This window comes from Parabacteroides hominis (assembly GCF_014287585.1).
GTDB lineage: Bacteria > Bacteroidota > Bacteroidia > Bacteroidales > Tannerellaceae > Parabacteroides > Parabacteroides hominis.
The window spans coordinates 35,943-60,665 of sequence record NZ_JACOOJ010000012.1; the positions used below are offsets into that span (position 1 = coordinate 35,943).

Genomic DNA, 24,723 nt, shown 5'->3' on the forward strand with positions numbered 1-24,723 from the left:
GAATATGGCATACACAGACTTTATAGCGGCCATCGACCTTGGCTCTTCCCACATGGTCGGTATGGTAGGCACGAAAGGCCCTGCGGGGACCCTTTCCATTATTGCCTACGAAGTGGAAAACTCCGATACCTGTATACGAAGAGGATGTGTATATAATATAAAAGATGCAGCCGGCAAGATCGTACGGTTGATCCGCAAACTGGAAAACAAGTTGGGCGGTTCCCGCATCGGTAAGGTATATATCGGGGTGGGAGGCCAGTCGCTTCGTTCGATCAACCACGCTGTGTCGAGAGTGCTCGGTAGCGGCACGGTGACCGAAGAGGTGTTGAAGGAGCTGGACCAGGAATGCCGGCAGTATCGTCCCGATATGCTGGACGTGCTGGACATAGCCGCCCCCGCTTATTATCTCGACAACCAGCCGGAAGCCCATCCGGTAGGTTTGGGTTGTTCGCGTATAGAAGCCCGCTATAAGTTGCTCGTCGGCCGTCCGTCTCTCCGCCATGCCGTAACCACGAATATGTCGGAGCAGATCAAACTCGATGTGGCAGGCGCCATTGTCGCGCCGCTGGCGTTGGCCGACCTGATCCTGACGGAACAGGAGAAACAGAAAGGTTGCGCGCTGATCGATTTCGGCGCAGGCGTCACCTCTGTCACGATGTACAAGGACGGCAGCCTGGCCGGGCTGTATGTTATCCCGTTGGGTAGCCATCTGATCACCCGTGACCTGATGTCCTTAGGCATGCCGGAGAAGGAGGCGGAACGTGTCAAACGCACGTACGGCAACGCTATCTGGGAAAAAGACAACGAACAACAGATGGTCACGGTAGACCTGGCCGACGGACAGCATTCGAGCGAGATCAAGCTCTCGGATATCAATATGGTGGTGGAAGCCCGCAGCCGTGAGATCATCGAAAACATATATGCCCGCCTGCAAGATACGGGAGTGGCGAAAGAACCCGGTTACAGTATCGTGATAGCCGGCAACGGGGCCGCGCTGAAGAATATGCGTGAAGCCCTCAGCGAACGCTTCAATATGGATGTCCGTTATGCATCCGTCCGGAAAGACCTGATTGCCGACGGCGAGATGATTGCCAACAATCCCGAATATACGACCGCTGCCGCCCTGTTGCTGAAAGGCACGGAGAACTGCGCCCTTTATATCGCTCCCGAACCGGAGAGACCGAAAGTGGCAGAACCGAAGATCGAGCCGAAGGTAGAACCCGTAATCGTTGAAATAGAAGAAAAGCAGGAAGAACCGCGTGTCGAAAAGCAGGTAGCGGCTTCGGCTACGACGGCCAAGAACCGCAATTCCGGGGCCAAGAAAGAGGAAGAGAAGAAGAAAGGCAAGAGCTGGGGGATCTTCGACCTCTTCGATAAGGCTGTGGATAGAGCGGCCGGCAAGGTGGACGATATGTTGAATGAGGAATAATCGGTAACAATAAAAAGACAGACGACAATGGACGATAATACATACGATTTCGATATGGCAAGAGCGCCTCAGACAATCATCAAAGTGATCGGTGTCGGTGGCGGTGGTGGTAATGCGGTCAGCAACATGTACCGCGAAGGTATCCAGGATGTGTCTTTCGTATTATGCAATACCGATAATCAGGCGTTGCAGAAGTCGGAAGTGCCCGATAAGCTCCTGATCGGACGGAACACGACGAACGGGCTTGGCTCCGGAAACGTTCCTGAAAGGGGAGAAGCCGCGGCGATTGAGAGCGAAAAGGAAATCCACGATATGCTCGACGACGGAACCCGCATGGCCTTTGTCACGGCGGGTATGGGAGGAGGAACCGGTACGGGGGCAGGCCCGATCGTTGCCAAGATTTCCAAAGATATGGGAATCCTTACCGTCGGTATCGTCACAATCCCCTTCGTCTTTGAAGGACGCCCGAAGATCGTGAAAGCGTTGAAAGGCGTTAGGAAGATGGCGCAGAACGTAGACTCCCTGCTTGTCATCAACAACGAACGGTTGAGGAATTTTGCCGATATGCCGGTTCCGCAGGCCAATCGCAAAGCTGACGAGACATTGACGATTGCCGCCAAGAGTATTGCCGAGATTGTCACGACCAACCTCGAACAGAACGTCGATTTCGCCGATGTCGACACGACGATGCGCAACAGCGGTGTCGCCCTGATCAGTATCGGTTTCGGGGAGGGCGAAGGACGTTTGCACCAGGCCATCAACGAGGCGTTGGAAAACACGTTAGTGAACGATGTCAACAATATTTTCAATGCCAAGCGTGTGGCGTTTGTCATCTACTATAGCCACGAAGACGAACTCCGCATCAGCGAGATGACGGATATACACAACTTCATGTCCCAGTTCAAGACCGAATACGAGGTGAAGTGGGGGCATGGCTATGACGACAGCCTGGGGCACAAGATCAAGATCACAATCCTCGTGACCGGTTTCGGCTTGGAAGATATCCTGACTCAAAGCGAGCAGCAAGAGCTTGCCACCGAAGAGGAAATACGCCTGGCCGCAGAACGGGAAGAAGCCGCAAGAAAGGCGAGAGAAGAAGAAGACAAATGGGTGAAGCAGTATTACGGCGAATATATCGATTCGCGTCCGAATGCGGAAATCGTCCTTCTCACTCTTGACGAACTGGACGATGATACCTTGATCGCTTTCATGGAAGATAAACCGGCATACAAGCGGACGGCAAAGGAAGTGCAACAGATGCGCCGGAAAGGGGAAGAACCTGTCCGTCCTCAAAGCATGTCGTTCAGCTCGCCAGCCGCTAACCAGGGCAAGAAGCCTAAATCAGGCGGCACGGTTATTAGTTTTAGGTAATGACTAATGACTAATGACTAATTAATGATTAATAATTAATAATGAAAAATTAATGATGGATAGTTGGAGACCTGAAGGTTTAATTATTCATTCTTAATTCTTTAATTTACAAAACTATGGATTTGTTCGAAAGAGTCAGCGAAGACATTAAAAACGCAATGAAGGCGAAAGATAAAGTAGCCCTTGAAACACTGAGAAACGTGAAGAAGTTCTTCCTTGAAGCGAAGACCGCTCCGGGAGCCAACGATACATTGACTGATGCCGATGCATTGAAGATCATGCAGAAGCTCGTTAAACAGGGCAAGGATTCCGCCACTATCTACGTGCAGCAGGGACGTCAGGACTTGGCCGATGCTGAACTGGCGCAGGTAGCCGTTATCGAAAAGTACCTGCCGAAACAGATGTCTGCCGAAGAACTGGAAGTCGAGCTGAAAGCAATCATCGCACAGGTCGGGGCCGCCGGTCCGAAAGACATGGGTAAGGTGATGGGCGTTGCCTCCAAAGCATTAGCCGGAAAAGCCGAAGGCCGCATGATTTCAGAAGTCGTTAAAAGACTTCTGAATTGAAAACTGAAAATGGAAAGTTGAAAAATAAAGAAGAGACGCTTTGCTTTTCAATTTTCCGTTTTCTCCCTCTTGTCTCCTTATCAATCTAATTTTCAATTCTCGATTTTTAATTGCCCATTATGATTACTTTTGTTTGTTGCCTTATTGCACTCATCGTAGGCTATTTCGTCTACGGTAAATTCATCGAACGTATTTTCGGCATAGATGCCAAGCGGCAGACTCCTGCCTACACACACCAGGACGGCGTGGACTATATCCCGATGCCTACCTGGAAAGTCTTTATGATCCAGTTCCTGAACATCGCCGGACTGGGCCCGATCTTCGGCGCCATTATGGGGGCGAAGTTCGGAACCGCCTCTTTCCTGTGGATCGTGCTGGGAAGTATCTTTGCCGGCTCGGTACACGATTACCTGTCCGGTATGTTGTCCCTGCGTCATAACGGCGAAAGCCTGCCTGAGATTATCGGCCGTTACTTAGGCGTGAACTTCAAGCAGTTTATGCGCGGTTTTACGGTGATCCTGATGGTGCTGGTCGGCTCCGTGTTCGTGGCCGGGCCTGCCGGGTTGTTGGCAAAGCTGACACCGGAGCATCTCGATGCCACTTTCTGGATCATCGTCGTGTTCCTCTATTATATCTTAGCGACCTTGTTGCCGGTCGATAAGATTATCGGGAAGATCTATCCTTTGTTTGCAGCCGCTTTGCTGTTTATGGCGATCGGTATTCTGATCATGTTGTTCGTCAATCATCCGCCGTTGCCTGAGATCACGGACGGGATGCCGAACACCTATCCCGGTCATCTGCCTATCTTCCCGATCATGTTCGTCAGTATTGCCTGCGGTGCTATTTCCGGTTTCCACGCGACGCAAAGCCCGTTGATGGCCCGTTGCATCAAGAATGAGAAGTACGGACGCCCCATCTTCTTCGGCTCCATGATTACGGAAGGCATCGTTGCGCTGATCTGGGCGGCTGCCGCTACCTATTTCTATCATAACAACGGTATGGGCGAAAACAATGCCGCCGTTGTCGTCGACAGCATTACGAAAGAATGGCTCGGTACGGTAGGCGGTATATTGGCCATCTTAGGTGTGATCGCCGCCCCGATCACCTCCGGCGATACGGCCTTCCGTTCGGCCCGCCTGATCGTGGCGGACTTCCTGCATCTCGAACAGCGCAGCATCTCCAAGCGGCTCATGATCTGCATCCCCTTGTTCTTGGTGGCTATCGCCCTTTTGCTCTACAGCCAGAAAGACAAGGACGGCTTCGATATGATCTGGCGCTATTTCGCCTGGAGCAACCAGACGCTCGCCGTGTTTACCTTATGGGCGTTGACCGTCTACCTGGTGATCTCGAAGAAGCCCTATGTCGTTACGCTGATCCCGGCCCTGTTCATGACAGCCGTCTGCTCGACATACATCTTTGTCGCTCCCGAAGGCTTAGGCATGGAAACCGGCATTTCACAGATTATCGGCATTGCCATAACGATCGTCGTTTTTGCATTCTTCCTGATTTGGAAAAAGAAGACCAGCAAGATATAATACAGCAGTACCGATCTTCTCCGGTCCCCAGGGATGGCTGATGCCCGCGCTTGCAACAGGCTCTCTTTTGCCGTCTGCTTCAGCAGACGGATGGATGATTGTTCCGGCTAAAGCCCACAGAAGAAGAGGCTTTGCCTCCAAACCCTTTAAACCGTCTGCTGAAGCAGACGGCAAAAGAGAGTCTGCGGCATGAGGCAAGGCTTGTTTTAGAGCTTACAGCCCTAAGATTCCGTCGATATAATCACAAATACGGAACGCTCCGGTAAACCATTATTTACCAGAAATCGAAAGAAAAATATCAGAACTGTAAACTGAGGCTTGGGGGTAATCCCTTATCTTTATCCACAGAAAACATATAAAAGGATAACCACCATGAAAAAACTGATCAGTTTAGTAAGCCTCTTTTGCCTGTCGGTACTTTTGCCTCCGTCTGTTATGGGTGAACCCATCGACCGGGAGGCTGTTGTCAAGCGGCATCGCGTGTGTACGACCGGGACACTCCTGAAAAGCCCGGCACAAGTAGGGAACGGGAAATTCGCCTTCGGGATGGATATAACCGGATTGCAGACCTTCGTCCCCTTCAACACCCTGTCCGACTGGAGTTGGCACAGTTTCCCCCTCCCCGAAGGGATGAAAGCCGAAGATTACCGTCCGGTCGTCGTCGAGACACACGGCAAAAAGATCGCCTACGAACTCCGCAACCCCGACCAGCCCGAACTGTCCGAATGGCTGACCAAGAACCCCCACCGCTATAACCTGGGCCGTATCGGTTTCCGCCTGCTGCGCGAAGACGGTACGGAAGCGAAGGAAATCGACCTGGGCAACGCCCGCCAGGAGATCGACCTGTGGACAGGCGTCGTCTACAGCCGTTTCGAACTGAACCGCAAGGTGGTGAAAGTCCGCACCGTCTGCCATCCCGATAAAGATATGATCGGAGTCAGCATCGAATCCGAACTGCTGAACGACGGCAATATGAGCATCTGCCTCGACTTCCCCTATCCCGACGGACGCTATTTCAAGCACTATATAGGACGCTACGACACGATCTCCGGCCATACCTCCACCTTCGAGAAGTTAGCCCCGAACTCGGTCCGTATCGCCCGCACGATGGACGACACGCACTACTGCGCCACCCTCGACTGGACCGGCCCCGCCACTTTCAGCCGCGAATCTGAAAAGGCGCATACCTTCCTCCTCCAGCCCCGGCATACCTCCACCTTCTCCTTTACCTGCTGCTTCTCTCCTGAACCGGTCGCCGATGTCACCGAGCCGGTCGCCTCTATCGAACGGAAGAGCGCCGCCGCTTGGGAGAAATACTGGCGTTCGGGAGCCGCCATCGACCTCTCCGGCAGCAAAGACCCCCGCTGGCTGGAACTGGAACGCCGCATCGTCCTCTCGCAATACCTGATGCGTGCGAACGAAAGCGGCCTGTTCCCGCCCCAGGAATCCGGCCTGGTGAACAACGGCTGGTACGGACGTTTCCACTTCGAGATGATCTGGTGGCACGGCGTGCACTACGGGCTGTGGAACCGGATGGAATGTTTCGACAACTACCTGAACGTCTATAAGGACTTTATGCCGCAAGCCCTCGAACGCGCCAAGAGCGAAGGCCGCATCGGTGCGCGCTGGCCGAAGTGCACCGGGAACTTCAACCGCGAATGGCCCGGCAGCGCCCATGCCTACCTGATCTGGCACGAACCCCACCCGGTCTACTTCGCCGAGATGCAATACCGCCGGAAACCCGCTCCCGAAACATTGGAGAAATGGAAAGACATCGTGCTGAACACGGCTGATTATATGGCGGATTACCTTTTCTACGACAAAAAGGCGAAACAATATGTCCTGGGCCCCCCTGTCGTCGTCGTTTCCGAGAATACAGACCCGTTGCAGACCATCAACCCGATTTTCGAGTTAGGCTATTTCCGCTACGGCCTGCGTACGGCGTTGGAGTGGGCGGAACGCCTGGGCCTGCCCGAAAAACGGACGAAGAAATGGAAGGAAGTGCTCTCGAAGATGGCGCCCCTTCCCGTTGCCGGCGGCGTCTACACCACCTACGAAGGCATCCCCGACATGTGGACGAAATATACCTACGAGCATCCGGCCCTGACCGGCGTCTACGGCATGCTGCCCGGTGACGGGGTAGACCTCGCGACCTTCAAGCGCACGTTGGAGAAAGTCAGCAAGGAATGGCAGTTCGACCGCATCTGGGGCTGGGACTTCCCGATGTTGGCAATGGCCGCCGCCCGGACGGGGCAGCCTGCGCTGGCTGTCGACATGCTGATGCACCCCTCCGCCGGATTCCAGTTCGACGAACACGGCCTGGCGACAGGCGGACCCTTCCCCTATTTCCCCTCCAACGGGGCCTTGCTGACGGCAGTCGCCATGATGTGCGGCGGTTGGGACGGCTCGGAGGGAGAGGCCCCCGGTTTTCCGAAAGACGGGAGCTGGACAGTCCGCTACGAAGGCTTCGTCCCGATTCAGTGACAATCCCTTTATTACCCTTTTTTATGCAAGCCGGCGAATGATTTTATTCGCCGGCTTTTTTTCTGTTTATATGTATATATAAACAGCTTGTAATTCATTGAATTATTTTCGAAAATAATCGGATAAAACAGACTAATGTATTAAATAAATGATTATATTTGTGAAGTGATAGAAACAAAGAAGACTAAAAAGTTATGAATGACAAAAAAATAGAGCTTATGCAGGTGAAAGGCGCAATGGGAGTTACCGAGTTCGCTCTCCTTTATTTCCCGGATTGTGCACCCGAAGTCGCTTACAAAAGAATGTGGGTATGGATTCATACGTCACGCGGTTTAAAGGAAAAACTGGCGGCTGCCGGATGGGTCAAATTCCAGAAGCTCTATACGCCGAAACAGGTCGCCTGCCTGGTCGACCATTTGGGAGAACCTTAAAACAATACAAACCGAAGATATTGAAAAAGCCATATTCTCCGCGTAGCAAGCACGAACGCAGGAAGGCCCTTTTGATACCTTTACCTAATAACAACGATATGATAAACATTGAAAATGTCGAAGGAACCTACTTCGACTCTGTTTTCCAGACGGAAAGCGCGCGTTTAATGACCTTGAACCAGTACATCGACGAGGTGAAGAGTGATAAACATGCAAACCGCATCGCCCGCCTTCGCGGCCTTCTCAAAGCCGGCAAAACGGAAGAGGCCGAGGCCTGCAAGAAGAAGTTGCCCCTCTATGTGGCAGGCGGCGTGATGGAAGGAGGCCGCAAACTCGAACATCTGGTGCGCTACAGCGGCTGCATCGTCATCGATATAGACGACTCGCCCATCCCGCCCGAAGAATTGCTCCGAAGAGCTTATGAACTCCCGTATGTGAAAGCCGGGCACTGCAGCCCCTCCGGCACAGGGGGCAAGCTCTTCATACTGGTCGACTGCGAATTGGAATACCATAAACCTGCCTTTGAGATCGTCCGTCGCCGCGTGGAAGCGGATATTCCGGGTGTAACGGTTGATGTCACCGGAAAAGACCCCAACCGCGCCTGCTTCTTCAGCAACGACCTCGGCGCGTTCTACAAGAAAGATGCGGAAGTGTTGCGCGTTCCCGTTTGCGATCCTTCCCTCCAGGCCCATGCCGCCTGGCCGGTACAGGCTGTTCCGGACCGGCATTCGCTGTCGAACTACATCGACAAGTTCGAACAAGACAATCCTTTCGTTCCCGGCTCGCGCCATTCCTATGTGGTGAAGTTGTCCTCCGTCTTGAACAACGCCGGCTTCCCGCAGGGCGAGGTGGCGTCCGAATGTGTCCGACGCTACTCCTGTCCCGACTTTGCAACCGCCGAAATAGAGAAGACCGTGGCAGACATTTATCGCCGTTACGGCTCCTCGCACGGGAGCAACCCTTATCGCCCGAAAGAGACGCCGGGGAATGGGAATGCTGTAAAAACTGTCGGATTTGCCCCCGCTTGTCCTGAAAGTGCACCTGCTACCGGGAAGGATGTCGAATCGGTTGATATTGAGATTGATAATACCCTTTTGCCCTACTTTGACGAGTCTGTTTACGAACAGCTTCCACCCCTGCTCGCGGACGTTTTGAAGCGTGCCGAAGACCGTACCGAGAAGGACGTCCTCCTTGTCTCCGCACTGACACTTTTGAGCAGCGTGATGCCGGGAGTCAAAGGTTCCCTCAAAGAACACACCTACAGTCCGGCTTTCTATACCATCGTATCGGGCAGTTCGGGAAGCGGCAAAGGCATCATGACGCCCCTGCAAAAGCTGGTCGATCCCTGGCAGGAATATGTGTTTGACAACTCGCGCCGTTATGTCGAGGAATATGAAACGCAAAAGGAAGAATACGAAAACTACCGCTTGTCCAAGCGAAACAACCGTTCCGCCCGCCCTTCCGGACCGCCTCCCGAAAAACCGGCTGTCGTGAAGCAAAAGAACCTGCGCGTGCCGGGCTGTGTCACCCAGGCCCGTCTCGTCGAACTGCTTCAGGACAACGCTCCCTACACCTCCTGTATGTTCGAGACGGAGATGGAAGCGATCGCCTACATGATATCGCAGGATTTCGGCAATTACGGGAATGTCCTCAATAAGGCGGCGCACCACGAGCCGATCGGCAGTTCGTCCAAGATGAACGGTTCGTTTCTGTCCAAGCATCCCGACCTTGCGATGCTGTGGAGCGGCACTCCCGCCATATTGCCCCGCCTGATCCCCTCGACCGAGAACGGCCTTTTCAGCCGTATGTTGATGTATAAGATTGCCGGAAGCGGCAAATACCGCCGGCTGACCTCGTCCGACGATACGCCTGTCGCCGCCGGATATATGGATGCTATCGGCCAGCGTGTGCTGGACGCCGGCGTCTTCCTGGACGGCTCGCCGACCTGGGTGAAGTTCAGCGAGGCACAGCGCAAACGGCTGGATCGCTTTCTCGAACGCGAATACTACAATGTCCGTTCTTTCGGCAACGAGGACCTCGAATCGACCGTCCTGCGTTACCGCCTGGCTATCTTCCGCATTGCGATGGTCCTGACCGGCCTGCGTAAGGGCGAGAGCGGCAATACCGAACGTACGTGGACAGTCCGGGATGATGACTTCAACGTCGCTTTCCATGTCGGGACTACCTGCCTGCAACATGCTTACGTGGTCGCTACTTCGCTCAAACGTTCCTCCGACGAAGTGCATTTCAAGTTCCCGCACTATCAGCGTAACTTGTTCGCTTCACAGCCGGAAACTTTCAAGCGTGCCGAAATCCTCGCCGAGGCTTCTGTCCGTGGAATCACCACGTCGAATGTCGATAAATTTCTTCGTAAAGCAGAGAAAAATGGCTTAATCGATTCATTAGGAAGAGGTTACTACCGAAAAACGAAGACCGGCAAGCAAGTGGAAGCCGTGTAGTGGAGCGGGGGCAATTTTGGTAGTTTTTGCAGCTTTTTCAGGCAAAATCCGGCAAAACTAAAAAAATGAACGAATAAGCATCGGATGAAAAACGAATAAGCACCCCTTTGAAAAGCAGTAGGCATCAAGGTTTTCCTTGAAAATCACCTATTTTTGAACCAAAACGGGCTTGATAAATTTTAAGACTTGGGGTTTTGAGAATAAATAGTTGGGAATCAGATGCTTGGGGGAATGGAAAATGACTAAAAAAAACGATCCTTTTTTTTAGTCATTTTTACGAGACAAAAATACGCATTCCTTTTTAAACCACAACTCTTTTCTGTAAAAAATTTCGTACCTCTATATCCTTTCTTATCAATCAGATAGCAATTTGAGTACGAAAAACCACCTTTCCGATACGAACTCCGAAGATAGGCAAAAAAAATGACTAAAAAAAAGGATCGTTTTTGCTATCAAAGTACAAATGTTAACACGTGTACATTATATATACGTGTACATATGATAGTAGGAAGGAACTAAGAACTGATATTTCAATTAACTGTATTATTAATATTAAAATTTAGATTATGAACAAGAGATTTTCTACTCTCGTTGCTGCGTTCGCAGCATTTGCTACTGTCTCTTATGCACAGATTGGTGACAAGTATGTGCATTTGAAGAACAGTTCAAGTTACCTGACTTGGGATAAGGCTTCTTTGGCAGACTCTGTGGCACTTGGTAGTCAAGGTTCTACTAAGGCGGATATGGATTCTGCTTTGTGGAAAGCCAATTTGATTCGTGTCAATATGCCGGGTAATGACTCTATTTACACATTGACGAACAAAGCTACTCAGAAACAGCTTTCTTTCTCTGCTAAATTGAATGGCGCAGATAAATTTGGTACGGCTATTGCTGCTGGTATTAGCGAATTCAAAATTAAACATGGTACGGGTGGTTATAGCATTATCGGTACAACTACTGATGGTAAGTTGGTAGAGATGACTACAACGTCTGGCTTATTGATGGTTGATGGTAAGACAGACAAAAGTGGTACAGCTGGTACAGCAGCAGTTTTCACAGTTGAAGCTGCTAAAGCTGATTATGATGTGACTAAAGCAGATCTTGCTCCGGTTCTCCCTTCATTCAAATTTGACTTTGCCGGTCGTGACGGTGGTCTTTTCACTGCTAATGAATTGATTCCGGTTCCTGTTGGTAACAAATTCCGCTTCCAGGTAGTTGGTCAGGAAAACAGTACAAAAGGAACTAAGGCTCCGCAGTATATCACTATTGATACTGTAATGGTTGGTACTGCTGCTTCTGTAAAAGCTGCTTCTTTCCAGTTGGATACAACTATCACTGCTGCATCTTCTGCTTACAAGGGCGCTTTGAACGAAGGTTTGCAGACATTTACTTTGAAAATGGACTTGGGTAACGATTCAATCGTTATGACAACTGATTCTATTGTTCGCTTCAATACTGCTGGTGAATTTGAAGTGGCAGATCATGGTGCTGGTACAGGTTTTACCTATCTGGTAGGTTACAAGAGCTTCGATGGTGGTGCTAAGTTGGTTGTTGACTCTATCCAGATCAATGCTCCGCTTATCACAATCTCTAAAGGTACTCCGGTTAAACTGGCTGGTGGAACAGGTGTTTACTCATTACAGTTGAAAGCTAAAGGCGGCAATACCAAAGCTGATTATAATGATAAGTATTTAACAGGAACAGCTGGTGTTTATGCCGAAGCTGCTTCTGCATATGTACCTTCTACTCAGTTCTATGTTGTAGAAAACGAAGATGGAACTTATTCGGCTCAGGCTCGTGATATTGCTTCCGCAACTGTTCCTTCTGGTGTTGCTGCCGTTGGAGGTGAAAGTTTGGCTATTGTTGATCCGGAGAAACCGTTTACAGACAAGCCTTTGTATGCAGTAGATGCAGCCAAGAGCATTTATACTACTGTAGGTGGTGATACTTTGGTATTCACAAAGTTGGATGTAGACATGGCTAACAAGTACATCGGTTACAAATATTATACTAAAGAAGAAATGGGTTACGGAGCTGTTAAGTTCAACCTGGCTTCTAAAGCTGCTGATGATATCTACTTGACTTTGGTTCAGGATTCTGTAATCGCTGGTGCTAAAGGTATTGACAATGCTATTGAACTGCGTTTGATGGAAGGTGCTGATTTAGGCACTACTGGTGACACTGTTTATTATGGTGCTCGTGCTTTAGGTGATACTTTGGTTCGTGTTGCTTATGCAATGGAAAAGGCTTACAATGCTGAAGGACAGTTTGCATATGAAAATACTGTAGTGAAATTGTCTGATCCGTCTAACGGTGGTCTTGCTGCTGCTAAGAAACGTTTCTTCTTTGTTGAAAATCCGGCTGGCGAGTCTTATAAGGTTATTGCTGCTGATGAAGCTGCTGTTACCTCTACTGGTACTGCTGTAAATCTTGTTAATGCAAACATGGTTACAATGAACATCTCTAATCTTACTGTAACTTATGCTGCTCCGACTGCAAGTGTTGAAACTTACTTCAATATCGAAGGTGCTGAAGCTCCTGTTTATGCTAAGATTGGATCAGGTCATTATAATGTAATCAATGGTAATGAAATGCTGACTGCTTCTGCAGGTATCGCTAAGCTGTTGCGCGTAGGTGACGAACTGAAAGCTGCTGCTGCTGATTCTGACTTCTCTCTGTTTGTTGACTCTGCTTATGTAAATCGTGGCGACGACAATACTGAATATGGTTACTACATCTACAAAGGTGCAGAAGTTAAGAACGACACGATCGTTGGTAACGTTTTGGCTGCTAAGGGTGACTTCGTTGCTGATAAAGCTGAAGGTGATAGTGCAATCTTCCGTTCTGTAACGGTTGTTGCTGATACTATTGCTTATGCAGGTGATCTTGATAAAGATGGCAAGCAGAAGACATATACAGTAAGAAATGGAAACAACACTTCTCTTGTTGGCTTCAAAGTTGTTGACGGTGAAGGTTACGAAATCGTAGCTCTGAATACAAACAAGAGCTTGGCTGTGGTTAACGGTACGGTTATTTTTGCTGACAATGTTGCTCCACAGATATTTACTTTGGACGCTGCTGAAGCTCCTACTGCAAACGAAGGCGTTGAAGTATCTGAAGTAACTGTTATCGCAGGCGAAGGCCAGGTAACGATCGCTGGTGCTGCCGGCAAGAAAGTTGTTGTAAGCAACATCTTAGGCCAGACAGTAGCCAACACAGTGATCACTTCCGACAATGCTGTAATCGCTGCTCCCCAGGGTGTAGTCGTAGTAGCTGTTGAAGGCGAAGAAGCTGTTAAAGCTATCGTTAAGTAATTGACGATACGGATAAATTGATAAAAGTATTTCAGTTTCCCCTCCCACGGGGGGGAGACTGAATGAAATAATAATCAAATAATTCTAAGATTCATCGTGCGCCCCGTAGAGATGCACGGCTGTGCCTCTCTACAATGGCAATTACCCCGCGAGGGCGAACAAGCGATGAATATTAATACTAAAGTAATGAAATTAAAAAAAGTTCATCTGCTCTCCCTCTGTGAAGACCGAAGCAGACAAAAAACAATCCCCTGTAGTCACTGATTGCAGGGGATTCGTTGTAAAAAGAAATAGGAAAGATAATTGACCTTTTGCCTTTTATTTACGATATATTTACCTATATTTGTCGTCGTAGTAATAACAGTTGCAACTAAAACAATTAATTATGGACAAATTTATCAATCCCTTCTCTGATTACGGCTGGAAAAAGATTTTCGGCAGTGAAGTAAGCAAAGATCTTATCATCAGTTTCCTCAATGAAGTAATCCAACAGGAAGTAATCGTCGACATCACGTTTCGCAATGTCGAGATGCTCGGTTTGAAACAAGACCAGCGCCGGGCTGTTTTCGACATCTTCTGCGAGAATGAAAAGGGGGAAGTCTTTATTGTCGAGATGCAGAAAAGCCGGCAGAAGTATTTCTCCGACAGGGTGTTGTACTACGCCTCGTTTGCAATCCAGCAACAATCCATGATCGTAAAGGAAAGGCTCGAAAAGGAGCCGGACGAAGTAGTCCGCAAACGCTGGAACTACCAGATCAGCAAGGTATATGTCGTGTGCATCCTTAACTACGTGATGGACCCGTCCCGTCCGGATAAATACCGCTGGGATGTCGTGCGCATGGACCGTGAGTTAAAGCTCCCCTTCAGCGAAACACTCAACGAAATCTATATCGAAATGCCGAAATTTGTATTACCTTTGTCGGAGTGCGACACGCTTTATAAGAAGTGGTTATATGTCTTAAACAACATCGAGATCATGGAACGATTACCGAAAGAACTGAACAATCAGATATTCCGCAAGCTGAAAAGCATCGTGGAGGTAGAGCGCATGACGCCCGACCAACGCCTGGAATACGAACTTAGCCTTTCCGTCGAACGTGACCTATCCGCCGCCCTCGACACCAGCTTCGAAGACGGAATGGAAAAAGGGATGGAAAAAGGAAAAGAAAAAGGAAAAGCCGAGGAACAACGCCTTATCGCTGCCAATTTAAAAAAGCAGGGGATCAATGTCGAAACGATTGCACAATGTACCGGTTTGTCGGTAAAAGAAGTTAGCGGGTTATAACCTGTTAATGCTCATCATTGGACCGGCCGGGTTGTTTAAACTAAAGGCAATCCGGCTTACAGCATATGATACTTCTTCAGCTCCTTCCTCAGCTCTAACGCTCTCCCGTCCGTGACCTTGTCCATCAACGCCCAGAAACGGTCGCTGTGGTTCATCTCTATGGTGTGGCAAAGTTCGTGGAGGAGGACGTAGTCGATCAGGGGCCAGGGCAGGAGCATCAGGGAGAGGGAAAGGTTGATGCTACGGCGTGTCGTGCAACTTCCCCAATGGCTTTTGCTGTTGAATATCTTTACACCTGTGCAGGTGAAACCGTGCTGGGAGGCGAGGTCGAGCAACCGCGAAGGCAATAGGCGGCGAGCCTCGTGCCGGAGAGCCTGTTCGAGGAAATCTTTCAGAAGTTTTTGTACACGTTCGTCGGTAAAGCCGGTCTGTGCGGGGCAGGCGATGTGCAGGATGCCGTTGTCTAATTTCATATAGAAGTTAGCCCGGTCGGTGCGGAAGATATGGAGGCGGAACGTTGCGGTCTGCATCTCCGTCTTGTCCGTCAGGAGCGGGCGGGCGGGATGTTTGGCAAGGGCTATGAGAAGTTTTTCCTTGTTTTCGCGGATGAAAGCCAGCATACGCGCTTCGTTGCCCCCCGGAGGCATGGTAGCCGTAATCGTCCCTTTGGAGATTTTCAGCGTATAGCGGGTAGCGCGGGGACTGGTGCGGAGGAGGATGGTTCCCAGCTCTTTGTCTTGTATCGTCTTTTCCATTTCGTTTGCAAAAGTAATATTTTATGGGCAAACAATATATGGTTGAAATTGATTATCTTTGCGCCCGGATAACGAAAATGAGTATAAACAATATAATAAATTAAGCAATCATGAGCAAGAAAGCCCTTTTAATGATTCTTGACGGCTGGGGTATCGGCGATCAAGGTAAAGACGATGTAATCTTTAACACTCCCACTCCTTATTGGGATAGCCTGCTGGCCACTTATCCTCATTCACAGTTACAGGCAAGCGGTGAAAACGTAGGGCTGCCTGACGGACAAATGGGTAACTCTGAAGTCGGACACCTCAATATCGGGGCCGGACGTATCGTTTACCAGGACTTGGTGAAGATCAACCGTGCCTGTGCCGACAACAGCATCATGAAGAACCCTGAAATCGTTTCTGCCTTCTCTTACGCCAAAGAACACGGCAAAAACATCCATTTCATGGGGTTGACCTCCAACGGTGGCGTACACAGTTCTTTCGACCACCTGTTCAAACTTTGCGATATCTCCAAGGAATACGGAATCGACAATACTTTCATCCACTGCTTCATGGACGGTCGCGACACAGACCCGAAAAGCGGTAAAGGGTTTATCGAACAACTGACGGCCCACTGTGCACAGTCTGCCGGAAAGATCGCATCCATCGTCGGTCGTTTCTATGCAATGGACCGCGACAAACGTTGGGAACGCGTGAAAGAAGCCTACGACCTGCTTGTTGAAGGCAAGGGAAAACAGGCTACCGACATGGTTCAGGCTATGCAGGAATCGTATGACGAAGGTGTGACCGACGAGTTTATCAAGCCGATCAACAACGCTACCGTAGACGGTACGATCAAAGAAGGCGATGTCGTGATCTTCTTCAACTACCGTAACGACCGTGCAAAAGAATTGACCGTCGTGCTGACCCAGCAGGATATGCCGGAACAGGGGATGCACACGATCCCCGGCCTGCAGTATTATTGCATGACTCCGTACGACGCTTCTTTCAAAGGCGTTCATATCCTGTTCGACAAGGAAAACGTCCAGAACACATTGGGAGAATACCTGGCTGAAAACGGGAAGACTCAGCTTCATATCGCCGAAACGGAAAAGTATGCTCACGTGACTTTCTTCTTCAACGGCGGCCGCGAAACTCCGTACGAAGCTGAAGAACGCATCCTGGTTCCGAGCCCGAAAGTCGCCACTTACGACCTGAAGCCGGAAATGAGCGCTTACGAAGTAAAAGATAAATTGGTTGAGGCTATCGATACGCAGAAGTTCGACTTCATCGTCGTGAACTATGCCAACGGCGACATGGTAGGCCACACCGGTATCTACGGCGCGATCGAAAAGGCGGTAACGGCTATCGACAACTGCGTGAAAGACACGGTTGAAGCAGCCAAGGCCAACGGTTATGAAGTAATCATCATCGCCGACCACGGCAATGCCGATCACGCGCTCAACGAAGACGGCACTCCCAACACGGCCCACTCCCTGAACCCTGTCCCTTTTGTATATGTAACAGAAAACAAAAATGCAAAAGTAGAAAACGGTGTCCTGGCCGACGTCGCTCCCTCTATCCTGCACATTTTAGGCATGGCGCAGCCGGCTGATATGACAGGACATGACTTGATTAGAAATTAAGAAGTAAGAATTTGAGAAATCAATCCCTTGCCGGGGGATTAATCCCCCGGCAAAAGAGAGAAAAGATACAATTTTTAATTTTCAATTTAAGAAGTGATTCAAATAGACAATACCCTGGTCAGCCTCGACGTTCTCGAACGACAGTTTTTATGCGATCTGTCCCATTGCAAAGGTGTTTGCTGTGTGGAAGGTGATTCCGGTGCACCCCTGCTGGAGGAAGAGGTGGGCGAACTGGAAAAGGCCCTTCCGGTTATCTGGAACGACCTGGCGCCGAAAGCCAGGGAGATCATCGAGAAACAAGGCGTTGCCTATGTTGATGAAGAGGGAGACTTGGTGACCTCTATCGTAAACGGCAAGGACTGCGTTTTTACTTGCTACGATGCGGACGGAACTTGCAAATGTGCGGTGGAGAAGGCTTATCGTGAAGGCAAACTGTCTTTCTATAAGCCTGTTTCCTGTCACCTTTATCCGGTCCGCGTGGAAAAATACGATACGTTCGAAGCGGTTAACTACAATCGCTGGAATATCTGCAAAGCCGCAGAGGTGTTAGGTAAGAAAGAAAAACTCCCGGTCTATAAGTTTCTGAAAGAACCGCTGATCCGCCGTTTCGGAAAGGAATGGTACGACGCGCTCGAAGAGATTGCCGGAGAGTGGGAGAAACAGAAGAGCGAAGAGTAATCTAAGGCTAATATAAAAGAGCCAGGTACGCGGATCCGTCCATCCGCGTACCTGGCTCTTCGTATGTCTTTATATACCGTTTCAACTATTGCGTATCAAGTCGGCCGATTTGCCTTCCTCGTTCAGATAGGTCTCGATATGACGCTTCTTTTTGTCTTCGAGGATCTCGTCGATGGCGATCAGGATGCCGGTCTCTTCCACCTCTCCAAACTCATGGTTGATAGCCGTGCCGAATACGCGCATCTTAGGGGAGAGGCTCATATAAGCATTGACCAACGGCGGCACATTGATGCCGAACTTGCGGACCTCCTGGTTCAACACCTTATAATTGTCCTTGAAGTTGTCATACTTGAAAAGCTCCTGCATCTTTTCCAGGTCCGTGCCTGTTTCCAAAGGATAGACAGGAGTGATCAGTTTCTCCGGGTCGGGGAAGTGCATGTTCAGGAAATACAGGATCATGTTGCGGGCTTCGGAGTTGTAGGTGTTGTACATCGTCACCTTCCCGAAATAATACTGCAAGCTGGGGTCCACCACTGAAAGAGCCCCCAAGCCGTCCCAAAGATTGTCCAACACGAACAACCCCTTTGCGCTGCCGCAGCGGGTCGACTGGTATTCCAACGTCACGAACGAACGGCCCAACTCGACCGTGTACGGCAAATATTCTTTATTGAACGTATCGGAGAAATTAAACAGGTGGGAAGTCGCTAAAACAGGCTTGCCGGCTTCGTCGAATTTTACATCCGAACCGCAGAGGAAGCGGTAACCGCCTAAAATCTGTTCGTCTTCAGGGCTCCACACGATAAGTTGGCGGTAAGCATCGTCCATCGTATCGTATTCGTCGATATCGACCGGAAAGCCGGTCCCGCCTCCGTAGTACCGGAAAGCGGTTTCCCTGAGTCGCCCGATCTCCTGCATCACGTTGGGAGAGTCGTGGGCTGTGACAATGTATATCTCATTGTTGGATTTGTTGGTTCTCCGCAGCTTCTTGTCCCCGGTCAGTTCAGCTTTCAGGAGAGCACGGTCAATCGGTTTGATAATGTCTTGCATATAGTAAAATCAATTATTTCTTTAGATTATAGACGACTTCCTTCATCCACTCTGCCCACTCTGCCGGTTTACGGCTGTCCGTGAAGGTTTGCCAGGGAATCGGCTTCCCGAAATGGATACGGAATGTCTTGTGTTTACTTTTAAACATCTCGTCGGGCAGGTAGATCATTTCGTAATTCATCTTTATGCCCAATGCTTTCCGCAGGTTGGCGAGACGGTAGAAAAAGTTAGAGTTGCGCCCTTCGAAAAACACCGGTACGACGTCCCGCCGGTATTCCACGGCCTTTTGGATAAACGACTTCTTCCATTCGGTGTCCTGTATCTTCCCGTTTTGCTTGCGCGAGCATAAGCCGGCGGGGAAAGTGATGATCTGGTTGTCCGAAGCATAAGCCTTTTCGATCAGCTCGGCGTTCTTTTTTCCCTGTGTCCCGTGTTTGTTGATGGGGACGAAGATCGACCTCAGGTTGGACAGGTAGAGCAGCAGGTCATTCACTAAGTAGCGGATCTTCCCGTCGAAACGCCCGCCGATAACGGCCGACAGGCAAATACCGTCCAACCCGCCTAACGGATGGTTGGAGGCGAATATGTACCGCCCTTCGGCAGGAATATTCTCTTCATTTACCAATTCCAGGTTCAAGTCAAAATATCCGATCAACTCCTGCATGAACGCTACCCCGTCTTTATCGTGATACCGGCGGAGGATGTCGTTCAGCTCATCCTGATGAACAGTACGGATCAGATAGCGGACCACAAAGCCGGGAATCTTACGGGCAGCCGAAGGCGCCTTTTGCTGTAATACCTGTTTGATGTCTATCTGTGTAATACCTTCTTGTGTCATTTCACGTAACTCTTACGGGAGGCAAAGATAGGGTTAATAATTAAAAGTCAATGCTTTCGGGAAAAGTTTTTAAGTGTTGGCTACAACAATTCACGTTGCATTTCTGTTCTTATTAGTTAGTACGGTACGTGCAGGGCCTGATGATACACTCGTGAAGAGGTGTAAAGCATTAGTTTAAAAATAGATAGAAAGAGATTTGCAACCTCTTAGTAATATATTTTTAACACTTAAGGCGTTCTGTTTTTACCTTTTTTGTGTAAATATTAAATTAAAAGACGCGTTATTTGTGGCATTAAAACGAGAGATTTATTGATATGAGGAAGTCTACGATTTGGTTGCTTGCGGTGGTGATGGCTTTTGCCTTTGCCGGTTTACTCTTTTTGCAGGTAAAATATGTAAGCATCATACTCAAGAAAAGTAGCGAGCAGTTCAATGAAACTGTCAAACGATCGATGCACCAAGTCTCGAAAAACCTGGAGCTTGACGAAACGGCCCGGTATCTGGAAGAAGATCTCAGCCGTGACGAGGCCAACAATTACCTATACCAGAACGAACAGAGCAACCTCGGCGCTGGAATCATCACCGAGAAAAAATATAAGATGCAGTTCACCAATGCCGACGGGACCGTAGAACATATCGAGTTCCATAGCGACATCCGGACACGAAAGCTCGAACCGCTCTCTTCGCTGGGCAGCAATAAAGCGCCTAACAGCATCGTCAGTACATCAAAGGATTTGCAGCAAACGTTGAAACGCCGCTACCAGTATCAGAGCGGGTTGTTTAACGAAGTGATCTTGAATATCTTGCATACGGCAAACCTGAAGCCGATCGAAGAAAGGATAGATTTTAAAAAGCTGAATAATTACTTAAAATCAGAATTTATTAACAACGGATTGAACCTGCCGTTCATCTTCGCTGTTATTAACAAAGATGGGAAAATAGTGTATCAGAACGGAGAGATTCCTCCTGTGTCGGACGTGATTCAGCAGGTGTTATTTCCCAACGATCCTCCTTCGAAACAGAATTACCTGAAAGTGTATTTCCCGACGAAGGGTGATTATATTTCAAGTTCTGTAACATTTATCGTACCGTCGATCATCTTCTCGCTGATACTTTTGGTAACGTTTATCTTTACCATTTATATCGTATTCCGTCAGAAGAGACTTTCGGAAATGAAGAATGATTTTATCAACAATATGACGCACGAACTGAAGACACCGGTTTCGACCATCTCGCTTGCCGCGCAGATGTTGAAGGATTCGGACATCACGAAGAGCCCCGACGTGTTCAAGCATATATCGGGCGTGATCAACGACGAGACGAAGCGATTGGGCTTCCTGGTGGAAAAGGTTCTGCAAATGTCGCTGTTTGAACGTCAGAAAGCAGCCCTCAAGCTGAAGGAGGTGGATGCGAACGATTTGCTGGCAAGCGTTGCCAATACATTCGCCCTGAAGGTCGAGAAGTATGACGGCACGATCGACATCGACTTGCAGGCGGAAGACTCGGACATATACGTGGACGAGATGCACATCACGAACGTACTGTTCAACCTGCTGGACAACGCCGTGAAGTATCGCCGCCTCGAAGTACCGCTGACGCTGATGTGCCGCACCTGGAACGAGAACGGCAAGTTGTTGATATCGATCGAGGACAACGGTATCGGGATCAAGAAAGAATACCTCAAGAAAGTATTCGACCGCTTCTTCCGCGTACCGACAGGAAACGTACACGACGTGAAAGGGTTCGGGCTCGGACTTGCTTACGTCCGTAAAATAGTAGAGGACCATAAAGGTACGATCCGTGCCGAAAGTGGTTCCGGAAATGTAGGAACAAAATTTATTATTACTTTACCTCTTATAAAAAGTTAGTTATGGAAGAAAAACTAAAAATCTTCTTTTGCGAAGACGACGAGAACCTGGGTATGCTATTAAGAGAATACTTGCAGGCAAAAGGTTATGTGACTGACCTCTTCTCCGATGGAGAAGCCGGTTACAAAGGTTTCACCAAAGGCAAATATGACCTTTGCGTACTTGACGTGATGATGCCGAAAAAAGACGGCTTCACTCTGGCTCAGGAAATCCGTTCTATCAACCCTGATATCCCTGTTATCTTCCTTACGGCCAAGACTATGAAGGAAGATATCCTGGAAGGTTTCAAAATCGGTGCGGATGATTATCTGACGAAACCTTTCAGCATGGAAGAACTCTTGCTCCGTATCGAAGCGATCCTTCGCCGCGTGAAAGGCAAGAAGATGAAAGATATTCCTTTCTACAAGTTAGGAAACTTCTTGTTCGACACCCAGAAACAAACACTGGCTATCGGCGACAAGGTTACGAAGCTGACAACTAAGGAATGCGAACTTCTGAGTCTCCTTTGCGCACATGCAAATGAAATCTTGGAACGTAATTATGCGCTGAAGACAATCTGGGTAGACGATAACTACTTCAATGCCCGCAGCATGGACGTATATATCACGAAACTTCGTAAACTGTTGAAGGACGATCCGGGAATCGAAATCATCAACATTCACGGTAAGGGCTACAAGCTGATCACTCCTTCCGGAGAAGAAGCTGCCCGTGAAGAAGGCATCCAGGTTCTTTAATCAGAGTTTACCGGACGCAAACAACGCGGACGAGCGCAGAGTAACGCAGATGTTATTATCTATAAAGGGTAAGTCTGCGTTAGTCTGCGCTTTTTATATGGGGGAATGGTGACGGAAGCCCGTCTCCCTCGTTGGTTTCTTTGTGTTTCCCGCCTGTGAAACTTTTGTTTCATGCCGATGAAACTTTATTTTCTTGCTGGTGAAACTTTATTTTCACGCAGGGGAAACTATCGGGGCATGCGGGGAACTCTGGGAATTTGCTTATATTTGTGTGTAATTAAATAAAGATATGATGAACGACAGACCGCTTATTCTGATTACAAATGATGATGGCGTTGAAGCCAAAGGAATAAAAGAGCTCACCGAGTGCCTCAGGGATCTGGGGGATATTGTGGTTTTTGCTCCCGACGGGCCCCGTTCGGGAATGGCAAGCGCAATCACTTCGCTCGTACCGATTAAATATACATTGGTAAAGAAAGAAAAAGGACTGACGGTTTATAGCTGTACCGGGACTCCGGTCGATTGTGTGAAACTGGCTATCAACGAGGTGTTGGGGCGCAAGCCCGACCTGCTGGCCTCCGGGATCAATCATGGCGGCAACCATGCCATCTGCATCCAGTATTCCGGTACGATGGGTGCGGCTGCCGAAGGATGCGTGTTCGATGTTCCCTCGATGGGCGTGTCGCTTTTGGACCACCATGCGGATGCCGACTTTACCGAGAGCTGCCGCTTAGGGCGCATGCTTGCACGGCGGATCATAAAAGAAGGGTTGCCGCATGGCACTTATCTGAATCTGAACGTCCCCAATGTCCCGAACGTAAAAGGGATGAAGGTATGCCGGCAGGCGGACGGGCGCTGGACCAATGAATTCAAACGGTCGGAAAACGCAACGGGCGAACCTGTGTTCTGGCTTGCCGGCGCATTCGAGAATGCCAAGCCGATCCATGCCGACAACGACACATTGGCGCTCGACAGCGGCTACGCTTCGCTTGTCCCTTGCAAGATAGACGTGACGGACTATGATTTTTTAGCAACGCTAAAAAATCAGTTGAAAGTTGAGAGTTGAAAGTTGGAAAAGCCGACAATGCTGATACTCTTTTAACTCTCAACTTTCAACTTTCAACTCTCAACTGAAAAAATATGAAATATTTTTTAATAGCGGGCGAAGCCTCCGGTGATCTGCATGCCTCCAACCTGATGGCAGCACTGAAGGAGCAGGATGCGGAAGCGGACTTTCGTTTCCTGGGCGGCGATCTTATGCAGGCAGTCGGAGGGACGCTGGTGAAACATTACAGGGATATGGCTTTCATGGGCTTTATCCCCGTACTGCTCAATCTCCGTACGATCCTGGACAACATGAAAGCCTGCCAGGAGGAAATCCGGCGGTACAGGCCCGATGTGGTGATCCTGATCGATTATCCGGGGTTCAATTTGAAGATAGCCAAATATGTAAAGACGCAGTTGGGGCTGCCTGTCTACTATTATATCTCTCCTAAGATATGGGCTTGGAAGCAGTACCGTATCAAGGATTTCCGCCGCTATGTGGACCGGATGTTCTGCATCCTGCCTTTCGAAGTGGAGTTTTTCCGTAACCTCGACTATCCGGTGGACTATGTGGGCAATCCTTCGGTAGATTCGGTTGCCTGCTATATGGAGAAACAGGCGGCCGCACCGGACACTTTCCGCGAGGACGAGCAACTGGACGAACGCCCCGTACTGGCGTTGTTGGCAGGTAGCCGCCGCCAGGAGATCAAAGACAACCTTCCGACCATGCTAAGGGTGGCAGCCGCCTATCCGGGCCACCAACCCGTAATTGCCGGTGCTCCCGGCCTGGAACCTGAATATTACAGGCAATATATCGGCGATACGGATGTCAAGATCGTGTTCGGCAAAACCTATCCTCTCCTCAGCCATAGTGATGCGGCGCTGGTCACATCGGGGACGGCTACGCTCGAAACATCGCTTTTCCGTGTGCCGCAAGTCGTCTGCTATTATGTTGCGGCCGGTCGGCTGGCAAGTTTTATTTTCCGCCATTTCTTCCATACGAAATACATTTCGCTGGTCAACCTGATAGCCGGACGCGAAGTGGTGCAGGAGTTGTTCGGAGCCCGGTTTTCATACGGCCAGATACACGACGAGTTGGGACGTGTCCTGAACGATCCGGCCTGTCGCAACCGCATGCTCGACGGCTACGACGAGATTATCCGCCTGCTCGGAAAACCTGGCGCTTCCCGCCGTACAGCGGAGCTTATCTATCAATCACTGAAGCATTAACATCTTTTATCAGCCTTCTTTGCAGCA

18 protein-coding genes are annotated in these 24,723 nt (G+C 49.4%); 15 read left to right on the forward strand and 3 right to left on the reverse strand.

What is annotated here, in order from left to right; all coding sequences use genetic code 11:
• The first annotated feature begins 4 nt into the window (after positions 1–4).
• The 9 genes from ftsA to H8S65_RS08845 all read left to right on the forward strand — a co-directional run bounded on the left by ftsA (position 5) and on the right by H8S65_RS08845 (position 14,874).
• Positions 5–1,429: a cell division protein FtsA gene (gene ftsA / locus H8S65_RS08805; RefSeq protein WP_186929622.1), complete on the forward strand. Its 1,425-nt coding sequence runs from the start codon at positions 5–7 to the stop codon at positions 1,427–1,429.
• Positions 1,430–1,456: 27 nt separating this feature from the next.
• A complete protein-coding gene (gene ftsZ / locus H8S65_RS08810) occupies positions 1,457–2,800 on the forward strand; it encodes a cell division protein FtsZ (RefSeq protein ID WP_186929623.1) in 1,344 nt (447 codons plus the stop codon).
• Between the two features lie 116 nt (positions 2,801–2,916).
• The gene (locus tag H8S65_RS08815) at positions 2,917–3,366 is read left to right on the forward strand and encodes a GatB/YqeY domain-containing protein (RefSeq protein WP_186929624.1); all 450 of its coding nucleotides are present in this window, start codon (positions 2,917–2,919) and stop codon (positions 3,364–3,366) included.
• A 119-nt stretch (positions 3,367–3,485) separates the two neighbouring features.
• Positions 3,486–4,901, forward strand: a complete 1,416-nt coding sequence (locus tag H8S65_RS08820) for a carbon starvation CstA family protein (protein ID WP_186929625.1) — start codon at positions 3,486–3,488, stop codon at positions 4,899–4,901.
• A 372-nt stretch (positions 4,902–5,273) separates the two neighbouring features.
• Positions 5,274–7,385 carry a hypothetical protein gene (locus H8S65_RS08825; RefSeq protein WP_186929626.1) on the forward strand — a complete coding sequence of 704 codons (2,112 nt, stop codon included), beginning with the start codon at positions 5,274–5,276 and terminating at the stop codon, positions 7,383–7,385.
• Between the two features lie 194 nt (positions 7,386–7,579).
• Positions 7,580–7,816 (forward strand): DUF4248 domain-containing protein, encoded by a 237-nt coding sequence (locus H8S65_RS08830; RefSeq protein ID WP_186929627.1) that lies wholly within the window; start codon positions 7,580–7,582, stop codon positions 7,814–7,816.
• Between the two features lie 98 nt (positions 7,817–7,914).
• A complete protein-coding gene (locus H8S65_RS08835) occupies positions 7,915–10,275 on the forward strand; it encodes a DUF3987 domain-containing protein (protein WP_186929628.1) in 2,361 nt (786 codons plus the stop codon).
• A gap of 566 nt (positions 10,276–10,841) precedes the next feature.
• Positions 10,842–13,589, forward strand: a complete 2,748-nt coding sequence (locus tag H8S65_RS08840; protein ID WP_186929629.1) for a DUF6383 domain-containing protein — start codon at positions 10,842–10,844, stop codon at positions 13,587–13,589.
• Between the two features lie 385 nt (positions 13,590–13,974).
• Positions 13,975–14,874, forward strand: coding sequence for an Rpn family recombination-promoting nuclease/putative transposase (locus H8S65_RS08845; protein ID WP_186929630.1), 900 nt, complete (start codon positions 13,975–13,977; stop codon positions 14,872–14,874).
• 56 nt (positions 14,875–14,930) lie between these two features.
• On the opposite strand, the gene H8S65_RS08850 is transcribed toward H8S65_RS08845, so the two are convergent.
• Entirely contained in the window at positions 14,931–15,629 is a 699-nt protein-coding gene (locus H8S65_RS08850) for a M48 family metallopeptidase (protein WP_186929631.1), read from the reverse strand.
• Positions 15,630–15,739: 110 nt separating this feature from the next.
• Here H8S65_RS08850 and gpmI point away from each other — a divergent pair, with 110 nt between their 5' ends.
• Complete coding sequence (gene gpmI, locus H8S65_RS08855) at positions 15,740–17,257, forward strand: 2,3-bisphosphoglycerate-independent phosphoglycerate mutase (protein ID WP_186929632.1); 1,518 nt, start codon at positions 15,740–15,742, stop codon at positions 17,255–17,257.
• A gap of 93 nt (positions 17,258–17,350) precedes the next feature.
• Positions 17,351–17,935 carry a DUF3109 family protein gene (locus H8S65_RS08860; protein ID WP_186929633.1) on the forward strand — a complete coding sequence of 195 codons (585 nt, stop codon included), beginning with the start codon at positions 17,351–17,353 and terminating at the stop codon, positions 17,933–17,935.
• Between the two features lie 81 nt (positions 17,936–18,016).
• On the opposite strand, the gene glsB is transcribed toward H8S65_RS08860, so the two are convergent.
• A complete protein-coding gene (gene glsB / locus H8S65_RS08865; RefSeq protein WP_186929634.1) occupies positions 18,017–18,982 on the reverse strand; it encodes a glycine N(alpha)-acyltransferase GlsB in 966 nt (321 codons plus the stop codon).
• A gap of 13 nt (positions 18,983–18,995) precedes the next feature.
• Positions 18,996–19,820, reverse strand: a complete 825-nt coding sequence (gene glsA / locus H8S65_RS08870) for a lyso-glycine lipid O-acyltransferase GlsA (protein ID WP_186929635.1) — start codon at positions 19,818–19,820, stop codon at positions 18,996–18,998.
• Positions 19,821–20,134: 314 nt separating this feature from the next.
• On the opposite strand from glsA, the gene H8S65_RS08875 reads away from it, so the two are divergent.
• The 4 genes from H8S65_RS08875 (at position 20,135) to lpxB (ending at position 24,696) form a co-directional block, all read left to right on the forward strand.
• Positions 20,135–21,688 carry a sensor histidine kinase gene (locus H8S65_RS08875; RefSeq protein WP_186929636.1) on the forward strand — a complete coding sequence of 518 codons (1,554 nt, stop codon included), beginning with the start codon at positions 20,135–20,137 and terminating at the stop codon, positions 21,686–21,688.
• 2 nt (positions 21,689–21,690) lie between these two features.
• Positions 21,691–22,422, forward strand: coding sequence for a response regulator transcription factor RprY (rprY, locus tag H8S65_RS08880; protein ID WP_005634267.1), 732 nt, complete (start codon positions 21,691–21,693; stop codon positions 22,420–22,422).
• A gap of 289 nt (positions 22,423–22,711) precedes the next feature.
• Entirely contained in the window at positions 22,712–23,488 is a 777-nt protein-coding gene (gene surE / locus H8S65_RS08885; protein ID WP_186929637.1) for a 5'/3'-nucleotidase SurE, read from the forward strand.
• A gap of 74 nt (positions 23,489–23,562) precedes the next feature.
• Positions 23,563–24,696, forward strand: coding sequence for a lipid-A-disaccharide synthase (gene lpxB, locus H8S65_RS08890; protein ID WP_186929638.1), 1,134 nt, complete (start codon positions 23,563–23,565; stop codon positions 24,694–24,696).
• Positions 24,697–24,723: the final 27 nt, after the last annotated feature.